The sequence below is a fragment of the Acinetobacter sp. M5A5_2a genome (assembly GCF_053345265.1).
This window is the reverse complement of the sequence record NZ_JBKEZV010000009.1, coordinates 201,872-220,999: the sequence shown is the minus strand read 5'-3', so window position 1 is coordinate 220,999 and position 19,128 is coordinate 201,872. Positions and strand designations below refer to the sequence as shown.

The 19,128-nt window shown below is 41.2% G+C and carries 13 protein-coding genes; 7 read left to right on the top strand and 6 right to left on the bottom strand.

Annotated features, from left to right (window positions below; all coding sequences use genetic code 11):
* Window positions 1-77 precede the first annotated feature (77 nt).
* The gene (locus tag ACLBWE_RS13135; RefSeq protein WP_447603386.1) at window positions 78-1,316 is read left to right on the top strand and encodes an SGNH/GDSL hydrolase family protein; all 1,239 of its coding nucleotides are present in this window, start codon (window positions 78-80) and stop codon (window positions 1,314-1,316) included.
* A gap of 46 nt (window positions 1,317-1,362) precedes the next feature.
* Here ACLBWE_RS13135 and ACLBWE_RS13130 read toward each other — a convergent pair whose 3' ends face one another.
* The 5 genes from ACLBWE_RS13130 to ACLBWE_RS13110 form a co-directional block, all read right to left on the bottom strand.
* Window positions 1,363-2,718: an aromatic acid/H+ symport family MFS transporter gene (locus ACLBWE_RS13130; protein WP_447603384.1), complete on the bottom strand. Its 1,356-nt coding sequence runs from the start codon at window positions 2,716-2,718 to the stop codon at window positions 1,363-1,365.
* A 100-nt stretch (window positions 2,719-2,818) separates the two neighbouring features.
* Window positions 2,819-4,102: a DcaP family trimeric outer membrane transporter gene (locus ACLBWE_RS13125; RefSeq protein ID WP_447603498.1), complete on the bottom strand. Its 1,284-nt coding sequence runs from the start codon at window positions 4,100-4,102 to the stop codon at window positions 2,819-2,821.
* 279 nt (window positions 4,103-4,381) lie between these two features.
* Window positions 4,382-5,053, bottom strand: coding sequence for a class I SAM-dependent methyltransferase (locus ACLBWE_RS13120; RefSeq protein WP_447603382.1), 672 nt, complete (start codon window positions 5,051-5,053; stop codon window positions 4,382-4,384).
* 73 nt (window positions 5,054-5,126) lie between these two features.
* Complete coding sequence (locus ACLBWE_RS13115; protein ID WP_447603380.1) at window positions 5,127-6,821, bottom strand: AMP-binding protein; 1,695 nt, start codon at window positions 6,819-6,821, stop codon at window positions 5,127-5,129.
* Window positions 6,822-6,931: 110 nt separating this feature from the next.
* Window positions 6,932-7,549, bottom strand: coding sequence for a TetR/AcrR family transcriptional regulator (locus ACLBWE_RS13110; RefSeq protein ID WP_003651165.1), 618 nt, complete (start codon window positions 7,547-7,549; stop codon window positions 6,932-6,934).
* A 144-nt stretch (window positions 7,550-7,693) separates the two neighbouring features.
* Between ACLBWE_RS13110 and ACLBWE_RS13105 the strand changes: the two genes are divergently transcribed.
* Genes ACLBWE_RS13105 through ACLBWE_RS13085 form a run of 5 tightly spaced genes read left to right on the top strand, consistent with a single transcriptional unit; the run spans window position 7,694 to window position 14,207 of the window.
* Entirely contained in the window at window positions 7,694-8,866 is a 1,173-nt protein-coding gene (locus ACLBWE_RS13105) for an isovaleryl-CoA dehydrogenase (RefSeq protein ID WP_447603378.1), read from the top strand.
* A 24-nt stretch (window positions 8,867-8,890) separates the two neighbouring features.
* A complete protein-coding gene (locus ACLBWE_RS13100) occupies window positions 8,891-10,492 on the top strand; it encodes a carboxyl transferase domain-containing protein (RefSeq protein WP_447603376.1) in 1,602 nt (533 codons plus the stop codon).
* 9 nt (window positions 10,493-10,501) lie between these two features.
* A complete protein-coding gene (locus tag ACLBWE_RS13095; protein WP_447603374.1) occupies window positions 10,502-11,305 on the top strand; it encodes an enoyl-CoA hydratase/isomerase family protein in 804 nt (267 codons plus the stop codon).
* A gap of 11 nt (window positions 11,306-11,316) precedes the next feature.
* Window positions 11,317-13,308: an acetyl/propionyl/methylcrotonyl-CoA carboxylase subunit alpha gene (locus tag ACLBWE_RS13090; RefSeq protein WP_447603372.1), complete on the top strand. Its 1,992-nt coding sequence runs from the start codon at window positions 11,317-11,319 to the stop codon at window positions 13,306-13,308.
* On the top strand, window positions 13,305-14,207 hold the full coding sequence (locus ACLBWE_RS13085) for a hydroxymethylglutaryl-CoA lyase (RefSeq protein WP_447603370.1): 903 nt from the start codon (window positions 13,305-13,307) through the stop codon (window positions 14,205-14,207). Before ACLBWE_RS13090 ends, ACLBWE_RS13085 begins: the two co-directional genes overlap by 4 nt.
* 252 nt (window positions 14,208-14,459) lie before the next feature.
* On the opposite strand, the gene ACLBWE_RS13080 is transcribed toward ACLBWE_RS13085, so the two are convergent.
* Complete coding sequence (locus ACLBWE_RS13080) at window positions 14,460-15,401, bottom strand: LysR family transcriptional regulator (RefSeq protein WP_045436204.1); 942 nt, start codon at window positions 15,399-15,401, stop codon at window positions 14,460-14,462.
* 205 nt (window positions 15,402-15,606) lie between these two features.
* On the opposite strand from ACLBWE_RS13080, the gene ACLBWE_RS13075 reads away from it, so the two are divergent.
* Window positions 15,607-19,089, top strand: a complete 3,483-nt coding sequence (locus ACLBWE_RS13075; protein ID WP_447603367.1) for an indolepyruvate ferredoxin oxidoreductase family protein — start codon at window positions 15,607-15,609, stop codon at window positions 19,087-19,089.
* The last annotated feature ends 39 nt before the right edge of the window (window positions 19,090-19,128 follow it).

The following is a 19,128-nucleotide window of genomic DNA, read 5'->3' as shown; positions in this document are numbered from 1 at the left end:
CTTATTCCGCTTAGACCGCTATAACAAGCCACTAATTTGTTTCAAGATGACTCTAATTCGTTTTAAGGATTCATGAGATGAAACTTTATAAATCTACCCTTTTCTCTTTAGTTTTATTGTCGACTGTAGCGCAAGCAGAAGTACAAAAAAGCCAATGGATTACCAGTTGGTCAGCCAGCCCACAAAAAGTTTGGAATAAGGATTTTGTTTTCCCCACCCATATTCCCGATCAAATATCTAACCAAACCATCAGACAAGTCAGTCAAATTAGTTTGGGTGGTGAAGCAGTTAGACTCATTTTCACAAATCAATATGGTGAACAGCCGCTTTATATCGATAAAACCACCGTAGGCTTAGTTACCCCAAAAAGTCTTAAATCAAAGAGTGCTTACCCTGTTTACTTCTCGGGTAAGCTCAAAGCACAAATTTTACCGGGTAAACAATTGATTAGTGACCCAATTCATCTCTCTGTTCCTGATCATGCACAGTTAATGGTAAATAGTTTTATTCAAAAACCAACGACATTTAAAACTTTTCATTGGGATGCTAAACAAACCAGTTGGCTGATTACGGGTAACCAGACAGCAAATTTAAATACTCCTACCGATGCTAAAACAACCACTGCAAGATTATTACTCTCTGCGATAGAGGTAAAACCAAAGCATAAAGCCCATGTTGTTGCGGTTATTGGAGACTCAATTACTGATGGAGCAACTGCAACTCTAGATGCAAACACGAGATGGACCGACTTTTTAGCTAAGCGTTTATCGCCACATCAAGTAGCGGTGATTAATAGCGGAATTTCAGGAAATCGACTACTCACAGACGGTATGGGCGACAGTGCTTTAGAGCGCTTGAAAAAAGAAGTGTTTCAATATTCTGGGGTGAAAACGTTAATTGTTCTAATAGGTATTAATGATATTTCATGGCCGGGTACAGCTTTTGCGCCTAAACAAGAAATACCGTCTTTTGAAGCATTAACTCAAGGTTATAAACGTGTCGTAGATGAAGCACATAAACAAGGCATTCAAGTGATTGGGGCAACCTTACCTCCATTTTCGGGTGCTTTACCCAATACCCCTTTAGATAACTACTACCAACCGAACAAAGATCAATTACGGAAAAAAATTAATGATTGGATAAGAACCAGTCAAACATTTGATGGAGTTCTTGATCTTGATCAAGGTTTAAAAGATTCAAAACACCCCGATCGATTAAACCCGATTTATGACTCAGGTGATCATTTACATCCTAATGATCGCGGTAATCAACAAATGGCAAATCTGGTTCATTTAAACCAGTTACTCAAAAAATAAATGTGGGTACAGGTAGGAATTTCCCCCCTACCTGTATCAATATCGATTAACTACCTTCTAATTCAGCGGCAAGTTTCGGTGCAATCGGCTGTTTTTCAACTGCAGGTCGTCGAAGCATCATGACTGCTAAAAAAGCAAGAATTGCAGGAATTGCGATCATCACGAAATTCATTTTATGTGGTAACTGTAGGCCTAATAACATGCCGGTTAAGATTGGTCCCACAATTGCCCCAATTCGGCCAATTCCAGAGGCACAGCCAATTCCAGTAGAACGCACACTTAATGGATAATATTGAGCAACGTAGCTATAAAGGAGAATTGAGGTACCAATGGTTGCGGCTCCTGCAACAGTCACCAAACCATATAAAACATAGGCTGGTGAGTTAAAGCCTAAACCGACTAATGCCACAACACCCGCTAGCAGCATTGCCATAATTACAGGTTTTAAATGGAATTTATCAGAAAGAATGCCGCCACCAATTGAGCCGATCATTGCACCCACATTTAGGGCAAACAAGAATAAAATACTCTTTCCGAGTGAATAGCCTGCTGCCAGCATGAGTTTTGGTAACCAGCTGCTTAAGGCATACACCATGAGTAAGCACATAAAGAACACTAACCAGAACATGAGTGTATTAAATGCGCGGCCTTGTTGAAATAATCCTTTTACAGAGCTGCCTGTTGGAACATTATCGTCATTAAGCACTAACTGCGTATTGATCGTTAGGTTTTGTTCAGGTGAAATTTTTTGAATAATGCGCTGTGCTTGCTCAGCTTTACCAGTCTTAACTAAAAAGGTTAAAGACTCAGGTAAAAACTTCCATATAACAGGCAACAAAAATAAAGGAATGCCTGCAATCAGGAACATAATTTGCCACCCCTGACTTTCAACCAAATAACTGCCAATTAATGCTGAAAGAATCCCTCCAATCGCATATCCACTAAACATGGTACCCACTAAGGTGCTGCGTATACGTTTAGGTGCATATTCTGATGTGAGTGCAACTAAATTTGGCATTACCCCACCAATACCTAATCCCGCTAAGAATCGAAGCACCCCAAACTCAAGTGGACTTGATGCAAAAGCACCTAAAAAAGTAAAACCACTAAAAAGAGCGACACAAATTAAAATCACATTTTTACGGCCTATTTTGTCTGCCAAAGTTCCAAAGAACATTGCCCCAAACATCATTCCGCATAGTGCTGTACTTGCTAACATCCCCGCCTGTACAGCCGTCAATGACCACTCTTGCATCAGCAAAGGTAGCACTACACCATAAATAACCAGATCATACCCATCAAAGATAATAATTAATAAACACCAAAGTAAAATACTCCAGTGATAAGGTCTAAATTTGGCCTGATCAATAATTTCATTTACATTTAATTTAGATGTTGTCATTTACCCACCTCCTCTGTGAGATAAATTCATATTCAATTTTTTAAAACGACATATTGCACCCTAAAGAAAAAACAGATTATTCAAGGTTTTATTGAATTAATTAAAAATCGTAACTCGCCATCATGTTGAAGCGGTTATCGGTCCCGTTACGCCCATCAAAAGTTTCTCGTTCGCCATAAACATATTCGACGCCCAAAGTAATTGGTTTATAAGGGTTATAAAGTGTATTTACCCAGCCCTGCCAGAGTTCTTTGTTTTGGGTTGTGCTATTACGTTGTAATTCGGCAAAACGATTGTCATCTTTGGCTTTCATATAGCCATAAGCTAAGGTTGAACGAATTTGTGGCGTAAACTGATGGGTTATGCCCAATGAAACTGTGTCAAATTCATTGCTATGCATATTGTTTTGATCATCTATTGCATAGCCGCTGTTACTCCATAGTAGGAAACGTCCATCTCCCTTGACATGGTAATAATCAGCTTTGAGTAATGTATCTGGCGTAATCTGATATTTCCCCCCTAGGCCTACACCCCAAGCCACTTCTTCATCATTGTTGGTTCTCTTTTCAGCCACAAAACTACGACCTGATAGCATCGAGCCATTTGTAAATTTATGATTTAAGCGCCCTACCAAAGCTGGTAAACGCATTTTGTTATCAGGGTCTGAGGTCGCTGTATATTTAGGGTCTTCAACCGATATTGCAAAGCTTGTATTTGCAGTTAAGTTATCGCTATAGCGAACTAACGGCGATCTTAATAATGCTCCACCTACAAATGTGCCTGCATCAATCGTTTCTGGGTAATATTCTGGTGCAATAAATGTCGACCACGTTTGACCGATAAGCCATTTATCAAAAGTTAAATAGGCATGGCGTATACGGAACTGATCACGAGTGGCTGCCCCAAAGAAGTCCATTTCTAACTTTCCGCCTACATCACCCACAGCTGTTGGGGTTTTAAAATTCAACCCAAACCGTGTCACATTAACTGTGCTGTGCAACTGGTCTTTTTGAGCAGATTCTTCAGGAGTATTTTCGAGTGGAACCCCACTAATGTTGTTATACATGGTAGATGCGCCCTTCATTTGATAAGAAGCATCTGCCCGTATATATCCATAGAGGTTAAATTCTGCACCAGACTTAGTTAACCCTTGCTGTATTGGCTGCGCAGCTTGAGGAGTTGCAGAAGTTGCTAGTTCAACTCGTCCTTGCGATAAAGATTTTTGAGCTTGTATATTTGCTTGTAGCATAGCTCGTAGTTCTTTCACTTCTTGTCGAAGTTGTTCTATTTCAGGATCTGTTTTGCCTGCAAAAGCAGAAGACACAAACAGGGTCACAGAAACCGCCAATAGGCTTTTTTGAACCGTTGTATTTAAAGCATTTATCATAAAACTTTCCTTTTTTGATCTTTAAATTGACTTAAAGATCTCGACATCCTTTTTGTTATGTACCTATTTAGATAGGTCCTTGAAAATTTGACTTTCTTTCTCAAGAAAGACCTTCCGTCATATTTTTTAGACAAAACCTCCCTAAAGCGGCATTAGGGCCACTTTTTAATTTGTTTTACGTAAAGCGAGTTCTTCTATTTTTTTTCAGTTTTCATATTCTCTTCCTCATTGAGAATATTTAGGTGTTAAGACAACATTCCTATGTCTCTACTGGCATTATTTTTTTGCAATAAAACCCTGATAAGTCAGAACCTGTGCATAAGACTGTACGCTTTCAAAGCCACTCTTTTGCAAAAGTTTTATATAACCTTCTGTAGTTAGGCTAAAAAAGTCTTGAGCCATACGCTCTAACATTCTTTGGCATTGCTCCTCAGTTAAGCCTTGTGCCAAGCATAAGTAACGTAAAGCTTGAAGCTGCTGAGGGTTTATACACGTCATTAAATCGTAGGTGAGCAAGACAGCATTTTCATTTAAGCGATCATAAATATCTTTAAAGAACGCAGGTTTTATATCATCAGCAATAAAATGCGCCACAAGAATAGACAGTGCAGCATCAAAGCAATTTTCAAGAGGCAAAGCTGAAGTTTCCCCATGTATAAAAGTTACTTGTGAAGATTTACCTAAAAGTTCAACCTGTTCTTGGGCTTTTTGAAGCATCGTTAAAGATGGATCAACTGCTGTAAATTTCCAGTTCGGATGTCTTCTAAGTAAATATTCGAGTTCATAACCCGTGCCACATCCTACAATTAATATGTGAGAGTTCGGTTTCAACACTGATTGCAAAATGGCATCCACCTGTTGATGGATCACTTCATAACCCGGAATTAATTTACGGATATGTTCATCATAACCATCGACTACTTTTGGGCTATTAAAGTCTTTTGCCATTTTGTTTTATCCTCTATTTAAACTGCCTTTCAATTTATAGTTTGCTGCACTTTGACTGGGCTTTTGGCTTTATTTAATCAAAGACATTTCCTGTTAAATTAAGCTCAGCACGCATAATTTCCTGTAACTTAAACTTTTGTGCTTTGCCTGAAGCAGTCATTGGAAATTCATTAAAGAATCGAACATAGCGCGGCACTTTATTATGGGAAATATGCTCTTTGCAGAATTGGCGAATACTGTTTTCATCAATTTGGTGGTGTTCATGCAAAATAATACAAGCACAAAGTTCTTCGCCATATCTCGCATCTGGCAGGCCTATCACCTGTACATCGCTCACATCGGGATGGGTATATAAAAAGTCTTCAATTTCTTTTGGAAAGAGATTTTCCCCACCACGAATCACGACATCTTTAATACGGCCTTTAATTTTAATAAAACCGTCTTGATCCATTTCTGCAATATCACCCGTATGCATCCAGCCAGCCGCATCAATCACTTCACGGGTCTTTTCTTCTTCACCCCAATAACCAGCCATCACTGAATAACCACGAACACATAGCTCGCCTAAAGTCCCTTGCGGAACAATCTGACCTTCTAAATCGACAATTTTAATTTCAACATGAGGATGAACATGGCCAACTGTACTTACTCGCTTATCAATTGAATCGTTTACCGAGCTTTGTACACTGACTGGCGAGGTTTCAGTCATGCCATAACAAATCGTGATTTCAGACATATGCATACGGTCTATGACACGCTGCATAATTTCACGTGGACATGGGCTACCAGCCATAATGCCCGTTCTTAAACTCGACAGATCAAACTCATTAAACTGTTCATGTTCTAAGGTTGCGATAAACATGGTTGGTACGCCATATGCTGCCGTACAACGTTCTTGATGAATGGCTTTTAACATTTCTAAAGGATTAAATACCGCCGATGGATAGACCATCGTTGCCCCATGTGTAACACACGCTAAATTCCCCATCACCATGCCAAAACAATGAAACAACGGCACAGAAATACAGACTTTATCTTGAGGCGTTAAACGAATGCCTTCGCCAACAAAATAGCCATTATTTAAAATATTATGGTGGGTCAACATGGTCCCTTTTGGGTTACCTGTTGTACCTGAAGTAAATTGGATATTAATGGTTTCATCAAATTGATGTTGCTTGGTTAACTGTTTTAATTGTTCAAGCTGCTCAGAGTTTGGTGTTGTAACTAAATCACTAAAACGATGAATGCCCGTGTGTTGCTGGTCATCAATTTTAATGACAAATTTTAAATGTGGCAGTCGTTCTGAACTGAGCACTTTATCAGGACTGTTGGTTAACTCAGGGGCAATTTTTGTGAGTAATTCTTGGTAATCGGTGGTTTTGAATTGAGAAGCAATAATCAATCCTTTGCATGAGACTTTATTCAACACATATTCAAGTTCATGGCTTTTATAAGCTGTATTTAGATTAACTAAAATAATCCCTGCTTTAAAGGCCGCGAACTGGGTAACCGTCCATTCCACACAGTTTGGTGACCAGATGGCTAATCGGTCGCCTTTTTTTAATCCCAATTTCAACAAGCTACAAGCAAAAGCATTTACTTCATCCTGTAAAGCTTTATAGGTTAATCGTCTGTTTTGATGAAAACTGACGATTGCTTCCTTTTCTGCATATTGCCGACAGGCCTGATCAAATTGTTCACCAATGGTCATACCCAATAAGGGCTGTGTGCTTGGTCCCGAGGCGTAGCTTAACCGTTCTTGTTGCATTGAATCATTCTCCTTGATTCTTTGTAATTCTCTTCGTACCTGATCTAATTGTTGTTACTGCAACTACTTTTCCAAACCGCCTACTTTGTAATGTTTATCCTTTATATGCCCTATTTCTTCTGCACAGCATCCACACAAAAGTCAGCAATCTGTTTTGAAAAATAGTCTCTGTGTGCTTGATCAAACTTTGTATTTTGAGCTGGATCTAGAGGTTCAACGACCACATAGGTCATGGCACCAACAACACAAAGTGCTGCTGTATTTAAATCATCCAAGACAAACTCACCACTTGCATTTCCATCCGCAAGTATTTTTTTCATACTTTGTTTAATCAATTGCTTCACACGAAAACGCTCATGTTCAACCGTTGAATCGACGGGTTCAAACATGAGTGAATATGCAAGCTGGGGACTATTGAGTGCCCGTTTTACAAAGGTTGCCACAGCCTTATGTAATTTCTGTTTTGCCGATAAATCACTTTCAGTAATCGAATCAATCACCAATAGTTCTGTGTTAATGGCCTCAGACAAAACCTCAATGAGCACTTGGCTTTTATTATCGAAGTAACGATAAACCAGACCACTTGATACACCCGCTTGCTCTGCAATTGTTTGTATTTGTGCGTCTTTAAACCCTCCCTCTGAAATTAATTTTCTGGCTGAACTCAAAATCGACTTACGATTTTGCTCCATCCGCTCTTGCATTAAAGATGATCGTTTATAGCTCATAATTTATTCTCTAACAAATAAAATGAATTGTAAATCATTTTATGAATCTGTATTCACTTTTTTAAAAAATCATTGTATGGTACATATCAAATACCCACAAAATATTTTATGGACAACAAATATAACCAATAGGATGAAAATATCATGAACCTCCGCAGCTTGAATTTCGGTCTAGATGAAACTTTAATTGCACTTCAAGATTCAGTAGCCGCATTTTGTGCAAAGGAAATTGCACCAATTGCCCAACAAGTTGATCAAGACAACAAATTCCCTGCACATCTCTGGAAAAAATTCGGAGATATGGGCCTTTTAGGTATGACCGTTTCTGAAGAATATGGTGGTGCCAATATGGGTTATCTGGCTCATATTATTGCCATGCAAGAAATTTCTCGTGCTTCTGCAGCCATTGGTCTTTCTTATGGTGCTCATTCTAATTTATGTGTAAACCAAATTAATCGAAACGGTAACGAGCAGCAAAAGCAGAAATATTTACCAAAACTGATTTCTGGCGAATATGTAGGTGCCCTTGCGATGTCTGAACCAAATGCCGGTTCTGATGTGGTTAGCATGAAATTACGTGCCGAGCAAAAAGGCGATCATTTCGTTTTAAATGGTTCAAAAATGTGGATCACCAACGGCGGTGATGCAGATGTACTTGTGGTTTATGCAAAAACTGACCCTAAAGCTGGTGCAAAAGGCATGACTGCTTTTTTAGTTGAAAAAGGCATGAAAGGCTTCAGTCACGGTAACCATTTAGACAAACTTGGTATGCGTGGCTCTAACACTTACCCACTGTTTTTTGACAATGTGGAAGTGCCTGCTGAAAACGTACTCGGTGGTGTTGGTAACGGTACAAAAGTACTCATGAGTGGTTTGGACTACGAACGTGCAGTTTTAAGTGCCGGACCTTTAGGGATTATGGATGCTTGCTTAGATGTGGTGATTCCTTACTTACATCAACGCGAACAGTTTGGTCAGGCTTTAGGTGAATTCCAGCTCATGCAGGGCAAACTTGCCGATATGTATTCAACTTGGTTGGCATGTAAAGCATTAGTTTATGCCGTTGGTGCTGCTTGTGACAAAACCGACCATGACCGCAGCCTACGTAAAGATGCTGCAAGTGCCATTTTATATTCTGCCGAAAAAGCCACATGGATGGCAGGCGAAGCAATCCAAACTCTGGGCGGTAATGGTTACATCAATGAATTCCCTGCTGGGCGTTTATGGCGCGATGCAAAACTTTATGAAATCGGTGCCGGAACTTCTGAAATTCGCCGCATGCTGATTGGCCGCGAACTCTTCAATGAAACCAAATAATAATTATAAATAAGGACGCATCTTATGAACCAATTACAAAGCAAGATTAATATTCGAAGTGAAGACTTCAAAACAAACCAGCAAGCCATGCAAACATTGGTCACAGATCTAAAACAAGTTGCCCAGCGTATTGCTTTAGGTGGTGGTGAAAATGCCCGTCAAAAACATTTGGCTAGAGGGAAACTTTTACCTCGCGAACGTATTGATCAACTGATTGATGTCGGAACCGCATTTTTAGAAATTGGTCAATTGGCAGCGTACAACGTTTATGAAGATGATGTTCCTGCTGCGGGTGTGATTGCAGGTATTGGTCAAGTGAACGGCATAACTTGCATGATCGTTGCCAACGATGCAACGGTTAAAGGTGGAACGTATTATCCCCTTACGGTTAAAAAACATTTACGTGCCCAAGAAATTGCCGAACAAAATCACTTGCCTTGTATTTATTTAGTGGACTCAGGCGGTGCTTATTTACCAATGCAAGACGAGGTTTTTCCTGACCGTGATCACTTCGGGCGTATTTTCTATAATCAGGCACGCATGTCGAGCCTAGGGATTGCCCAAATTGCTGTGGTGATGGGAAGCTGTACCGCAGGTGGTGCTTATGTACCAGCTATGTCTGATGAAACGATTATTGTTCGTAATCAAGGTACGATTTTCTTAGGCGGTCCTCCTCTTGTAAAAGCTGCAACTGGCGAAGTAGTGAGCAGTGAAGACTTAGGTGGTGGTGATGTGCACACACGTCTTTCTGGTGTGGCTGACCATTTAGCTGAAAATGATGAACATGCAATTGCGATTGCACGGAACATTGTTGCGAACTTAAATAAAAAACCAAATGACTTAAACAAGCAAATTGATGAACCACTGTTTGATGCATCGGAACTCTATGGTGTGGTGCCAAGTGATGCACGTAAGCCTTTTGATATTCGTGAAGTGATTGCACGCATTGTAGATGGTTCTCGTTTTGATGAATTTAAAGCACGTTTTGGCTCAACCCTCATTACTGGTTTTGCTTCGTTGTATGGTATGCCAGTCGGAATTATTGCCAATAACGGGATTTTATTTTCAGAGTCTGCACAAAAAGGTGCACACTTTATTGAACTATGTACTCAGCGCAATATTCCTTTGTTATTTTTGCAAAACATTACGGGCTTTATGGTCGGTCGCCAGTATGAGAACGAAGGGATTGCAAAAAATGGCGCTAAACTGGTCATGGCAGTTGCAACCGCAAATGTACCAAAACTCACCCTGATTATTGGTGGTTCGTTTGGTGCAGGTAACTACGGCATGTGCGGACGCGCTTATTCACCACGCTTTTTATGGACATGGCCGAACTCTCGTATTTCAGTGATGGGCGGCGAACAAGCAGCCAGCGTACTTTCAACCTTAAAACGCGATCAAATTGAGCAAAAAGGTGCCGAGTGGTCAGCTCAACAAGAAGATGAGTTTAAACAACCCATTCGTGAACAATACGAACGCCAAGGCCATCCATATTATGCGTCTGCCCGCCTTTGGGATGACGGTGTAATTGACCCAGCTCAAACCCGTCAAGTACTTGGTTTAAGCCTTGCTGCTGCCATGAATGCTCCAATCCAGCCAACCAAATTTGGCGTGTTCCGCATGTAAGAGGTGTATATGAGCTATCAATTTTTACAACTCGAACAACAAAGTCAAGTTGCCTATGTTTGGCTAAATCGCCCTGAACTACACAATGCCTTCAATACAACAGTGATTGAAGAATTGCATGCTTGCTTTAAGCAAATCAATACACGTGATGATATTCGTGTTGTGGTTTTAGCTGGTCGTGGCAAAAGCTTTTCGGCAGGTGCCGACCTGAATTGGATGAAACAGGCAGGTCAGGCATCTTCAGCAGAAAATGAAGCAGATGCGCTAAAACTCGCGCAAATGTTAGATGCACTTGCAACACTGAGACAACCGACTATCGCCCGCGTTCATGGCATTGCCTTTGGTGGTGGTATGGGCTTGGCATCGGCTTGTGACATTTGTATTGCCAGTACAGATGCCAAGTTTGCAACCTCTGAAGTACGTTTAGGACTTGCCCCATCTACGATTAGTCCCTATGTGATTCGTGCGATTGGTGCAAGACAAGCCTCTCGTTACTTCTTAACTGCTGAGCGTATTTCGGCACGTGACGCCAAACAAATTGGCTTGGCACATGAAGTCGCAGATGCGGAAGACTTAGACAGAAAAGTTCAAGAAATTATTGATGCTCTATTACTTGGTGGCCCCCACGCTCAAGCTGCATCAAAACAACTCATTCAAATGGTGAGTAACCAGACCATGAGCAATGATTTGCTACAACAGACGGCACATCATATTGCTCAAGTTCGCCAAGGTAGTGAGGCAAAAGAAGGTCTGAGTGCCTTTTTAAATAAACAACAGCCTGCTTGGGTTTCTAACTCGAATAACAACAATTAAGGACGATCATCATGTTTGAAAAGATTTTAATTGCGAACCGTGGTGAAATTGCCTGCCGTGTGATTCGTACAGCTAAAAAATTAGGTATTGCAACGGTTGCTGTTTACTCTGATGCAGATGCAAATGCACAACATGTCAAACTTGCAGATGAAGCCATCTATATTGGACAGTCACCTGCGACTCAAAGTTATTTACAAGCTGACCGCATTATTCAAGCTGCCATTGATACAGGCAGCCAAGCGATCCATCCAGGCTACGGCTTTTTATCTGAAAATGACCAGTTTGCGCTTGCTTGCCAGCAACACAATATTTGCTTTATTGGCCCGCCAGTCGATGCCATTTTAGCTATGGGTTTAAAAGCCACGTCTAAAGCTTTAATGGAAAAAGCAGGCGTCCCTTTAACACCGGGTTATCACGGAACCAACCAAGATGCCGACTTTTTAAAACAACAGGCAGACCAAATTGGCTATCCAGTTTTAATTAAAGCCAGTGCTGGCGGTGGTGGCAAAGGCATGAGTCTGGTTGAACGTAGTGAAGATTTTCTACATGCCTTAGCCTCATGTAAGCGCGAAGCTAAATCAAGCTTTGGTAATGATGATGTCTTGATTGAACGCTATGTGATTCAACCACGTCACATCGAAGTACAAGTGTTTGGCGATACACACGGTAACTATGTGCACTTGTTTGAACGCGACTGTTCCGTACAACGTCGCCACCAAAAAGTATTAGAAGAAGCTCCAGCTCCACAAATGCCAAGCGAGAAGCTCGATGCGATGCGTCAAGCGGCAATTGATGCTGCACGTGCAGTAGACTATGTCGGTGCCGGTACGGTCGAGTTTATTGTGGAACAAGACGGCACGGCGTATTTCATGGAAATGAATACCCGCTTACAAGTCGAGCACCCAGTGACCGAAATGATTACTGGTGAAGACTTGGTTGAATGGCAACTACGTGTAGCTTATGGCGAACCTTTACCTAAACTACAAAACGAATTGCAAATTCACGGGCATGCGCTCGAAGCACGAATCTATGCCGAAGAACCTGAAAAAGGCTTTTTACCTGCGATTGGTAAAATTGACTATTTGCACTACCCAACTCAAAACCAATATGTGCGTGTAGATAGCGGTATTGTTGAAGGCGATGAAATCACGACGTATTACGACCCAATGATTGCCAAACTGATCGTATGGGGTAAAAACCGTGAAGCTGCACTCATTCAAATGCAACATGCCTTAAGCCAATTCCATGTTGATGGCTTAGGCAATAACATTGCCTTTCTTGAAAAGATTGTTCGCAGCGACTCGTTCAAACAAGCCAAACTTGATACCAACCTGATTCAACGTGAACAAAACTTCTTGTTTAGTCCTGAAGAGATTAAACCTGAACTTGTGGTGGCAGCGGCATTTATTGAGTTTCTAAGTAAACTTAATAACAACAGCTCAAGCCAAAAACAGCTTTGGCAGGCTCAACCACTTTGGCGTTTAAATATTGCTTATCAGCACAGTATTAAACTGAATTATTTAAACCAAAATATCCAAATCAAATTTGCTTCAAATGAACAAGGCTTCACCGCAGAATATAACGGACAAAGCTATCCTATTTCTGGTCAATTAATTGATGCACATACTGCCACTGTTCAAATTGGTGGTACTAAGCAAAAGCTATCTTTTAACCAAAGTCAGCAAGGCATTACGCTATTCCAAAATGGGCAAAGCTATAAATTTGCTTATATTCGTCAAGATTTTAATCAGGCTGACAGTCAAGCCGATGAAGGTCACCTGAAAGCCCCAATGCCAGGTGTAGTCACGCAAGTGCTGGTGAGTGCAAATCATAGCGTTAAGAAAGACGATATTTTAATGACGCTTGAAGCAATGAAAATGGAATACACCATCCGTGCCCCTAAAGACGGCATGATTGTGGACTCCTATTTCCAAGTTGGCGATCAGGTTAAAGCTGGCGATGAGCTTGTAGAATTTCAGCCCGCTCAGGAGGAAGTTGCATGAGTGAGTTTGTCAAAATTGTGGAGGTCGGTCCGAGAGATGGCCTCCAAAATGAAAAGCAGGCTTTAACGGTTGAACAACGCTTAAACTTTATTAATGACTTGATAAATGCGGGCCTAAAATCTATTGAAGTGGGTTCATGCGTTTCGGCAAAATGGGTGCCGCAAATGGCTCAAAGTGACGAGCTATTTAAGCTGTTACCACAGACCACAGATGTACAATTTAGCCTGCTCACCCCAAATATTAAAGGTTTTGAAACAGCTCAAGCCGTAGGATGCAAAGAGGTTGCGGTTTTTACCGCAGCTTCTGAAAGCTTTACCCGTAAAAATATTAACTGCTCTATCGATGAAAGCTTTGAAAAATTTAGTGATGTCATGGCTGCAGCAAAAGCCCATAACATCCGTGTACGCGGTTATGTCTCTTGTATAGTCGATTGTCCCTATGAAGGTGCAATTGCTCCTGAGCAAGTGGTGAGAGTTGTTAAACGGCTCTATGACATGGGCTGCTATGAAGTGTCTTTAGGTGAAACCATTGGCACCGCAACACCAGATCGAGTTCAAAAGGTTTGGCAAGCCTGCCTCGCTGAACTCGATAGCAAGGTTTTGGCAGGACATTTCCACAATACCTATGGCATGGCGATTGCCAATATTTATCAGTCTTTACAGCAAGGCATTCGTGTTTTTGATTCGTCCCTTGCTGGACTTGGCGGCTGTCCTTACGCCAAAGGCGCCTCTGGTAATGTATCAACCGAAGACCTGTTCTATTTGCTTTCCCACATGGGATTTGAAACTGGGATTGACTTAGAAAAGTTAATGCAAGCCAGCCAAAATATTAGCAATGTATTAAACCGAAAAAGCTTGTCGAATTATGCAAATGCTTATTGGCAAACCAAGTGCGCATAGTCATAAATTAAAATAACTCAACATCTGGTATAAGGCTGAATCTATTAGGCTAAGTACCAGATCATCGCGTCTAGTCTTTATCTCATTCTGTTCAGGAATTGGGACTAAATCCCTTATGCAATTTATTTAAAATCTATCATTCATCTCTGTAGTAAATGCCCCTCTCAACAGAAGCATTCTCTACCCTATTTTTATTCTAATCCGTATTATTGTTCATCCTTTTCTATCTTAGTCCTTAAAAAATTTATCTCATTATTTATAAAAATAAGATGCATCCATTTCAATTCTTGGGGAAATATATTCTTCCACCCAATCCAACCATGCACGCGTTTTGGCATCAATAAAATGGCGTGAAGGCAATAAGGTATAAACCCCTATATCGGGCGAACGCCACTCTGGCAAGATATGACATAATCTTCCATTCTGAACCGCCTCTAAAGCCGAAAACATCGGCAATAACGCGACGCCCATGTCCTGCTGTACAACATCTAATAATAATTCTGGGTTATCTGCAATGAGTTGCCCACCAATATCAATTTGGTAAGACTCACCATTTGCATTTAACAAATGCCAATCTGCTGTAATCGATGGATTAACTAATCTTAAACAAGCATGGTTTTTTAAATCTTCTGGTGACTTAGGAACACCATGTTTTTCTAAATACGCAGGTGAAGCACATAAAACAGAAAAAATAGTGCCAATTCTGCGTGCAACAAAGCGGGAATCTGTTAAAGACTCAGTGAGATAGAGACTCACGTCTACCCCTTTCGCCAACAGGTCTGGAACGTACTGCGATGTCGTATATTCCACCGTTAACTCGGGATAATTTTTGCAAAACTCGGCCATGACTGGAAAAACATAGTGATGCCCGAAGCTTCCCATGCTTAATACACGTAAACGCCCTTTCGGTTTAGATGCTGTTCCTGTTACTTCTGATTCTGCTTCATCCACTATTGAAATGACTTGGCGACAGCGCTCTGCATAAGTCGCACCAATATCGGTCAGAGCCTGCTGGCGCGTTGAGCGTTGTATTAATTTTGTACCTAAGCGTGTTTCTAGCTCGCTGATAAGACGTGAAACCTGTGCTGTGGTCAGATCCATCTGCTCAGCTGCTGCTGTGAAACTCCCGCTATCAATCACTTTCAGGAATGCATGCATCGCATGCAATAGTCCACCATCGAGATTTTTGCGCATAACGTAAATATGTTTTCCTAAATTACGGATTGTTGCACCAGTTTAGATCAACCACAATGACTAAATGTACATACATTGGCACTAATTCTTTTTTAAGAAGAGGAACCGATCTTTTTTTATTTCGTATGTCACTTGCTCCAAATATTCAACTGGATGTTGAAAAAAGAAAGTAGTCCGAGCTACTAAAAATTCTAAGGAGATATAAATGAACATAGCTACAAAAGTCACTCCAAATATTATTGCAACAAAGGATGTGTCACTTGAAGATAAATATATAAGTGATAACGGCACAGCATATATGACCGGCATTCAGGCACTTGTTCGATTGCCTCTTGCTCAGACTCGCCGTGACGCGATTAATGGTTATCATACTGCTGGTTTTATTTCTGGTTATCGCGGTTCTCCTGTTGGTAACTATGATAGTTTCCTTTGGCAAGTTCAAGGATTACTTAAATCCCATAATGTTGTATTTCAACCTGGTGTAAACGAAGACTTGGCTGCTACCGCAATCTGGGGTACCCAACAAGTTAATCTTTCAGGCCAAGGCAAATATGATGGAGTGTCTTCATGGTGGTATGGTAAAGGCCCGGGTGTTGACCGTTCAGGCGATGTACTCCGCCATGCGAACTTAGCTGGTACCTCTGAACGTGGTGGTGTGGTTGCTTTATTTGGTGATGACCACTCTTGTAAATCTTCTACAATCCCTCACCAGTCTGAACATGTCATGATTGGTTGTGGTATCCCAATTTTCTACCCAACATCCGTTCAACAAATTTTAGACTTTGGTGTACACGCGATTGCCGTTTCACGTTTTTCTGGCCTATGGTCTTCGATGAAGCTGGTCAGTGAAATTGTAGAAACTTCCGCTTCAGTTCATGTTGATCTAGACCGTGTTACTCCAGTTATACCAGAAGATGTTAATTTCCCAGAGGACGGCGTTAATATTCGTTGGCCAGATCATGGCATTCAGCAAGAAGAACGTCTTTATAAATATCGCTTACCTGCTGTTTTGGCTTATGCCCGCGCGAATAAAATCAACACCGTAACATGGCCTTGTGAAAATGCCCGTATTGGTATTGCCGCAAGTGGTAAAGGCTATTTAGATACGATTGAAGCCTTACGCATTTTAGGTATTGAAGATGAAACTGCCCAACAGCTTGGGCTACGTGTTTATCAGGTTGGTCTAATTTGGCCTTTAGAACCTCAAGGCGTTCGTGAATTTGCTGAAGGTTTACAAGAACTGATCGTTATTGAAGAAAAACGTCCAATTATTGAAGCACAAATTAAGGATGAGCTGTATTCACTTCCTGATGGCAAACGCCCACATGTGATTGGTAAAGCAACTGATGGTAAAGGTGAATGGAGTACCTCTATTGAGGAAGCACCACTCATTGGTCACTATGAGTACCAGCCTGAACCTATTGCAAAAATGCTGGCTGCTCGCTTCTTAAAACTAGATATTCCAGAAAGCCTAAAAGTACTAATCCAAAGCAGAATCGACTTACTGCTAAAAGCAGAGCAAGAATCAAAACGTGTTATTGATCTTGCTGAGCGTAAACCATATTTCTGTAGTGGTTGCCCACATAACTCATCAACCGTAGTTCCTGAAGGTAGCCGTGCGCTAGGTGGTATTGGTTGCCACTATATTGCTGTTTCACTTGACCGTGGTACCGAAACGTTCTCTCAAATGGGTGGTGAAGGTGTAAGCTGGGTCGGTGCATCGCCATTTACCAATGAAAAACACATTTTTGCTAACCTTGGTGACGGAACTTACTTCCACTCAGGTTACTTAGCAATTCGTCAGTCCATCGCTGCAAAAACTAATATTACCTACAAAATCCTCTACAACGATGCGGTCGCTATGACAGGTGGTCAGCATGTAGATGGACATTTGAGCGTTGCGCAGTTAACTCGTCAGCTTGCTGCTGAAGGTATTAAAAAACAAGTCATTGTGACTGATGAAGTTAAACTATTAAACGAAGAAGACGGCATTGCACCGGGTGTAGACATTCGCCATCGTAATGAACTTGACGCGGTTCAACGTGAATTGCGTGAAGTTTCAGGCGTGACCGCTTTAATTTATGTACAAACCTGTGCCAGTGAAAAACGTCGTCGCCGTAAACGTGATGCCTACCCTGATCCAGCTGAGCGTTTATACATTAACAGTGATATTTGTGAAGGCTGTGGCGACTGTTCAAAAAAATCAAACTGTTTATCTATTGAACCAGTAGAAACAGCGTTAGGTACTAAACGTCAAATTAACCAAAGTAGCTGTAATAAAGACTTCACTTGTGCCGAAGGGTTCTGCCCTAGTTTTGTGACTGTTCATACACGTGATATGAAACGTCCAGCTAAATTTGAAGGAATTGGCGCAGGCTGGCCAACATCACCAATCATTCCTCAGTTATATGATGTTCCAAGTCGTATTATGGTCGGTGGTATTGGTGGTACAGGTGTTGTGACTATTGGTGCACTCCTTGGTATGGCTGCGCACCTAGAAGGTAAAGCAACACGTGTTATGGACATGGCAGGTCTTGCGCAAAAAGGTGGTACGGTTTATTCATACGTACAACTTGCAGCAAGTGATGAACAAATTTCTTCTACCAAAATTCCAGCAGGACAATGTGAATTACTGATTGGTGCCGATGCCGTAGTCGCTGGCGGTAGTGCCGCACTTTCTCGCTTAAGAGATGATGCTTTAGTCATTGTTAATGAAGACAGCACGCCGACTTCTGACTTTATTAAATCTCGTGACTGGTATGCACCTATTACCGATTTAATTGATCGTCTTCGTGGTCGTGTTCGTCAAGGTCAATTGGTTTCATTACCAGCCGCTCGTATTGCAACACAACTATTGGGCGATGCAATCTATACCAACCAGTTATTACTCGGTATGGCATGGCAATCTGGCCGCATTCCGCTCTTACGTGAAAGCATTGAAAAAGCAATTAAGTTAAATGGTACTGCTGTTGAAAAGAACATCGAAGCTTTCCGTGTGGGTTGTCATCTTGCAAGTGATCCAACTTTAGCTGCACGTTTACTTGCGGCAATGCCAAAAACCAAAACGCCGCAAACGTTGGCTGAACTTGTTGAAGACCGCTCTACTCGTCTGACAGACTATTGGAATGACGCTTATGCGACTAAATACCGTACGCTGGTAGAGCTGGCTGCTAAAAAGTTACCAGAAGAATTAACTGGTACGATTGCAACCCAACTTTATAGAGTCATGGCGTACAAAGATGAATATGAAGTTGCACGCCTGTTAACAGGCAAAAGCTTCAAAGAATCGATTGAAACACAGTTCGGTCAAGGCTTACGTTTAACGTATCACCTTGCTCCACCAGCACTATTAGGTGGTCTACAAAATATTCGTAAACGTGCATTTGGTTATTGGATGCGCTTCCCAATGATGATGCTTGCTCGCTTACAATGGCTACGTGAGACTTTCCTCGACCCATTTGCGCGCCAAGAAGAACGTCAACACGAACAAGCATGGCGTGACCGTTACATCGCATTTGTTGAAGCACTGGTTGAAGCTCCAGAAAATCATAACTTGGCTGTTGCTGAACAAATTGCAAAATTACCAGCAGAAGTTCGTGGTTATGGACATATCAAAATGAAAGCAATGGACGCTGCAAAACAGCGTTGGGATGAACTTACACCAACACTGATTAAAGTTCGTAGCTAAGAAATTGCTTAAAAATTAAATCTCGAAATAAAAAAGTCA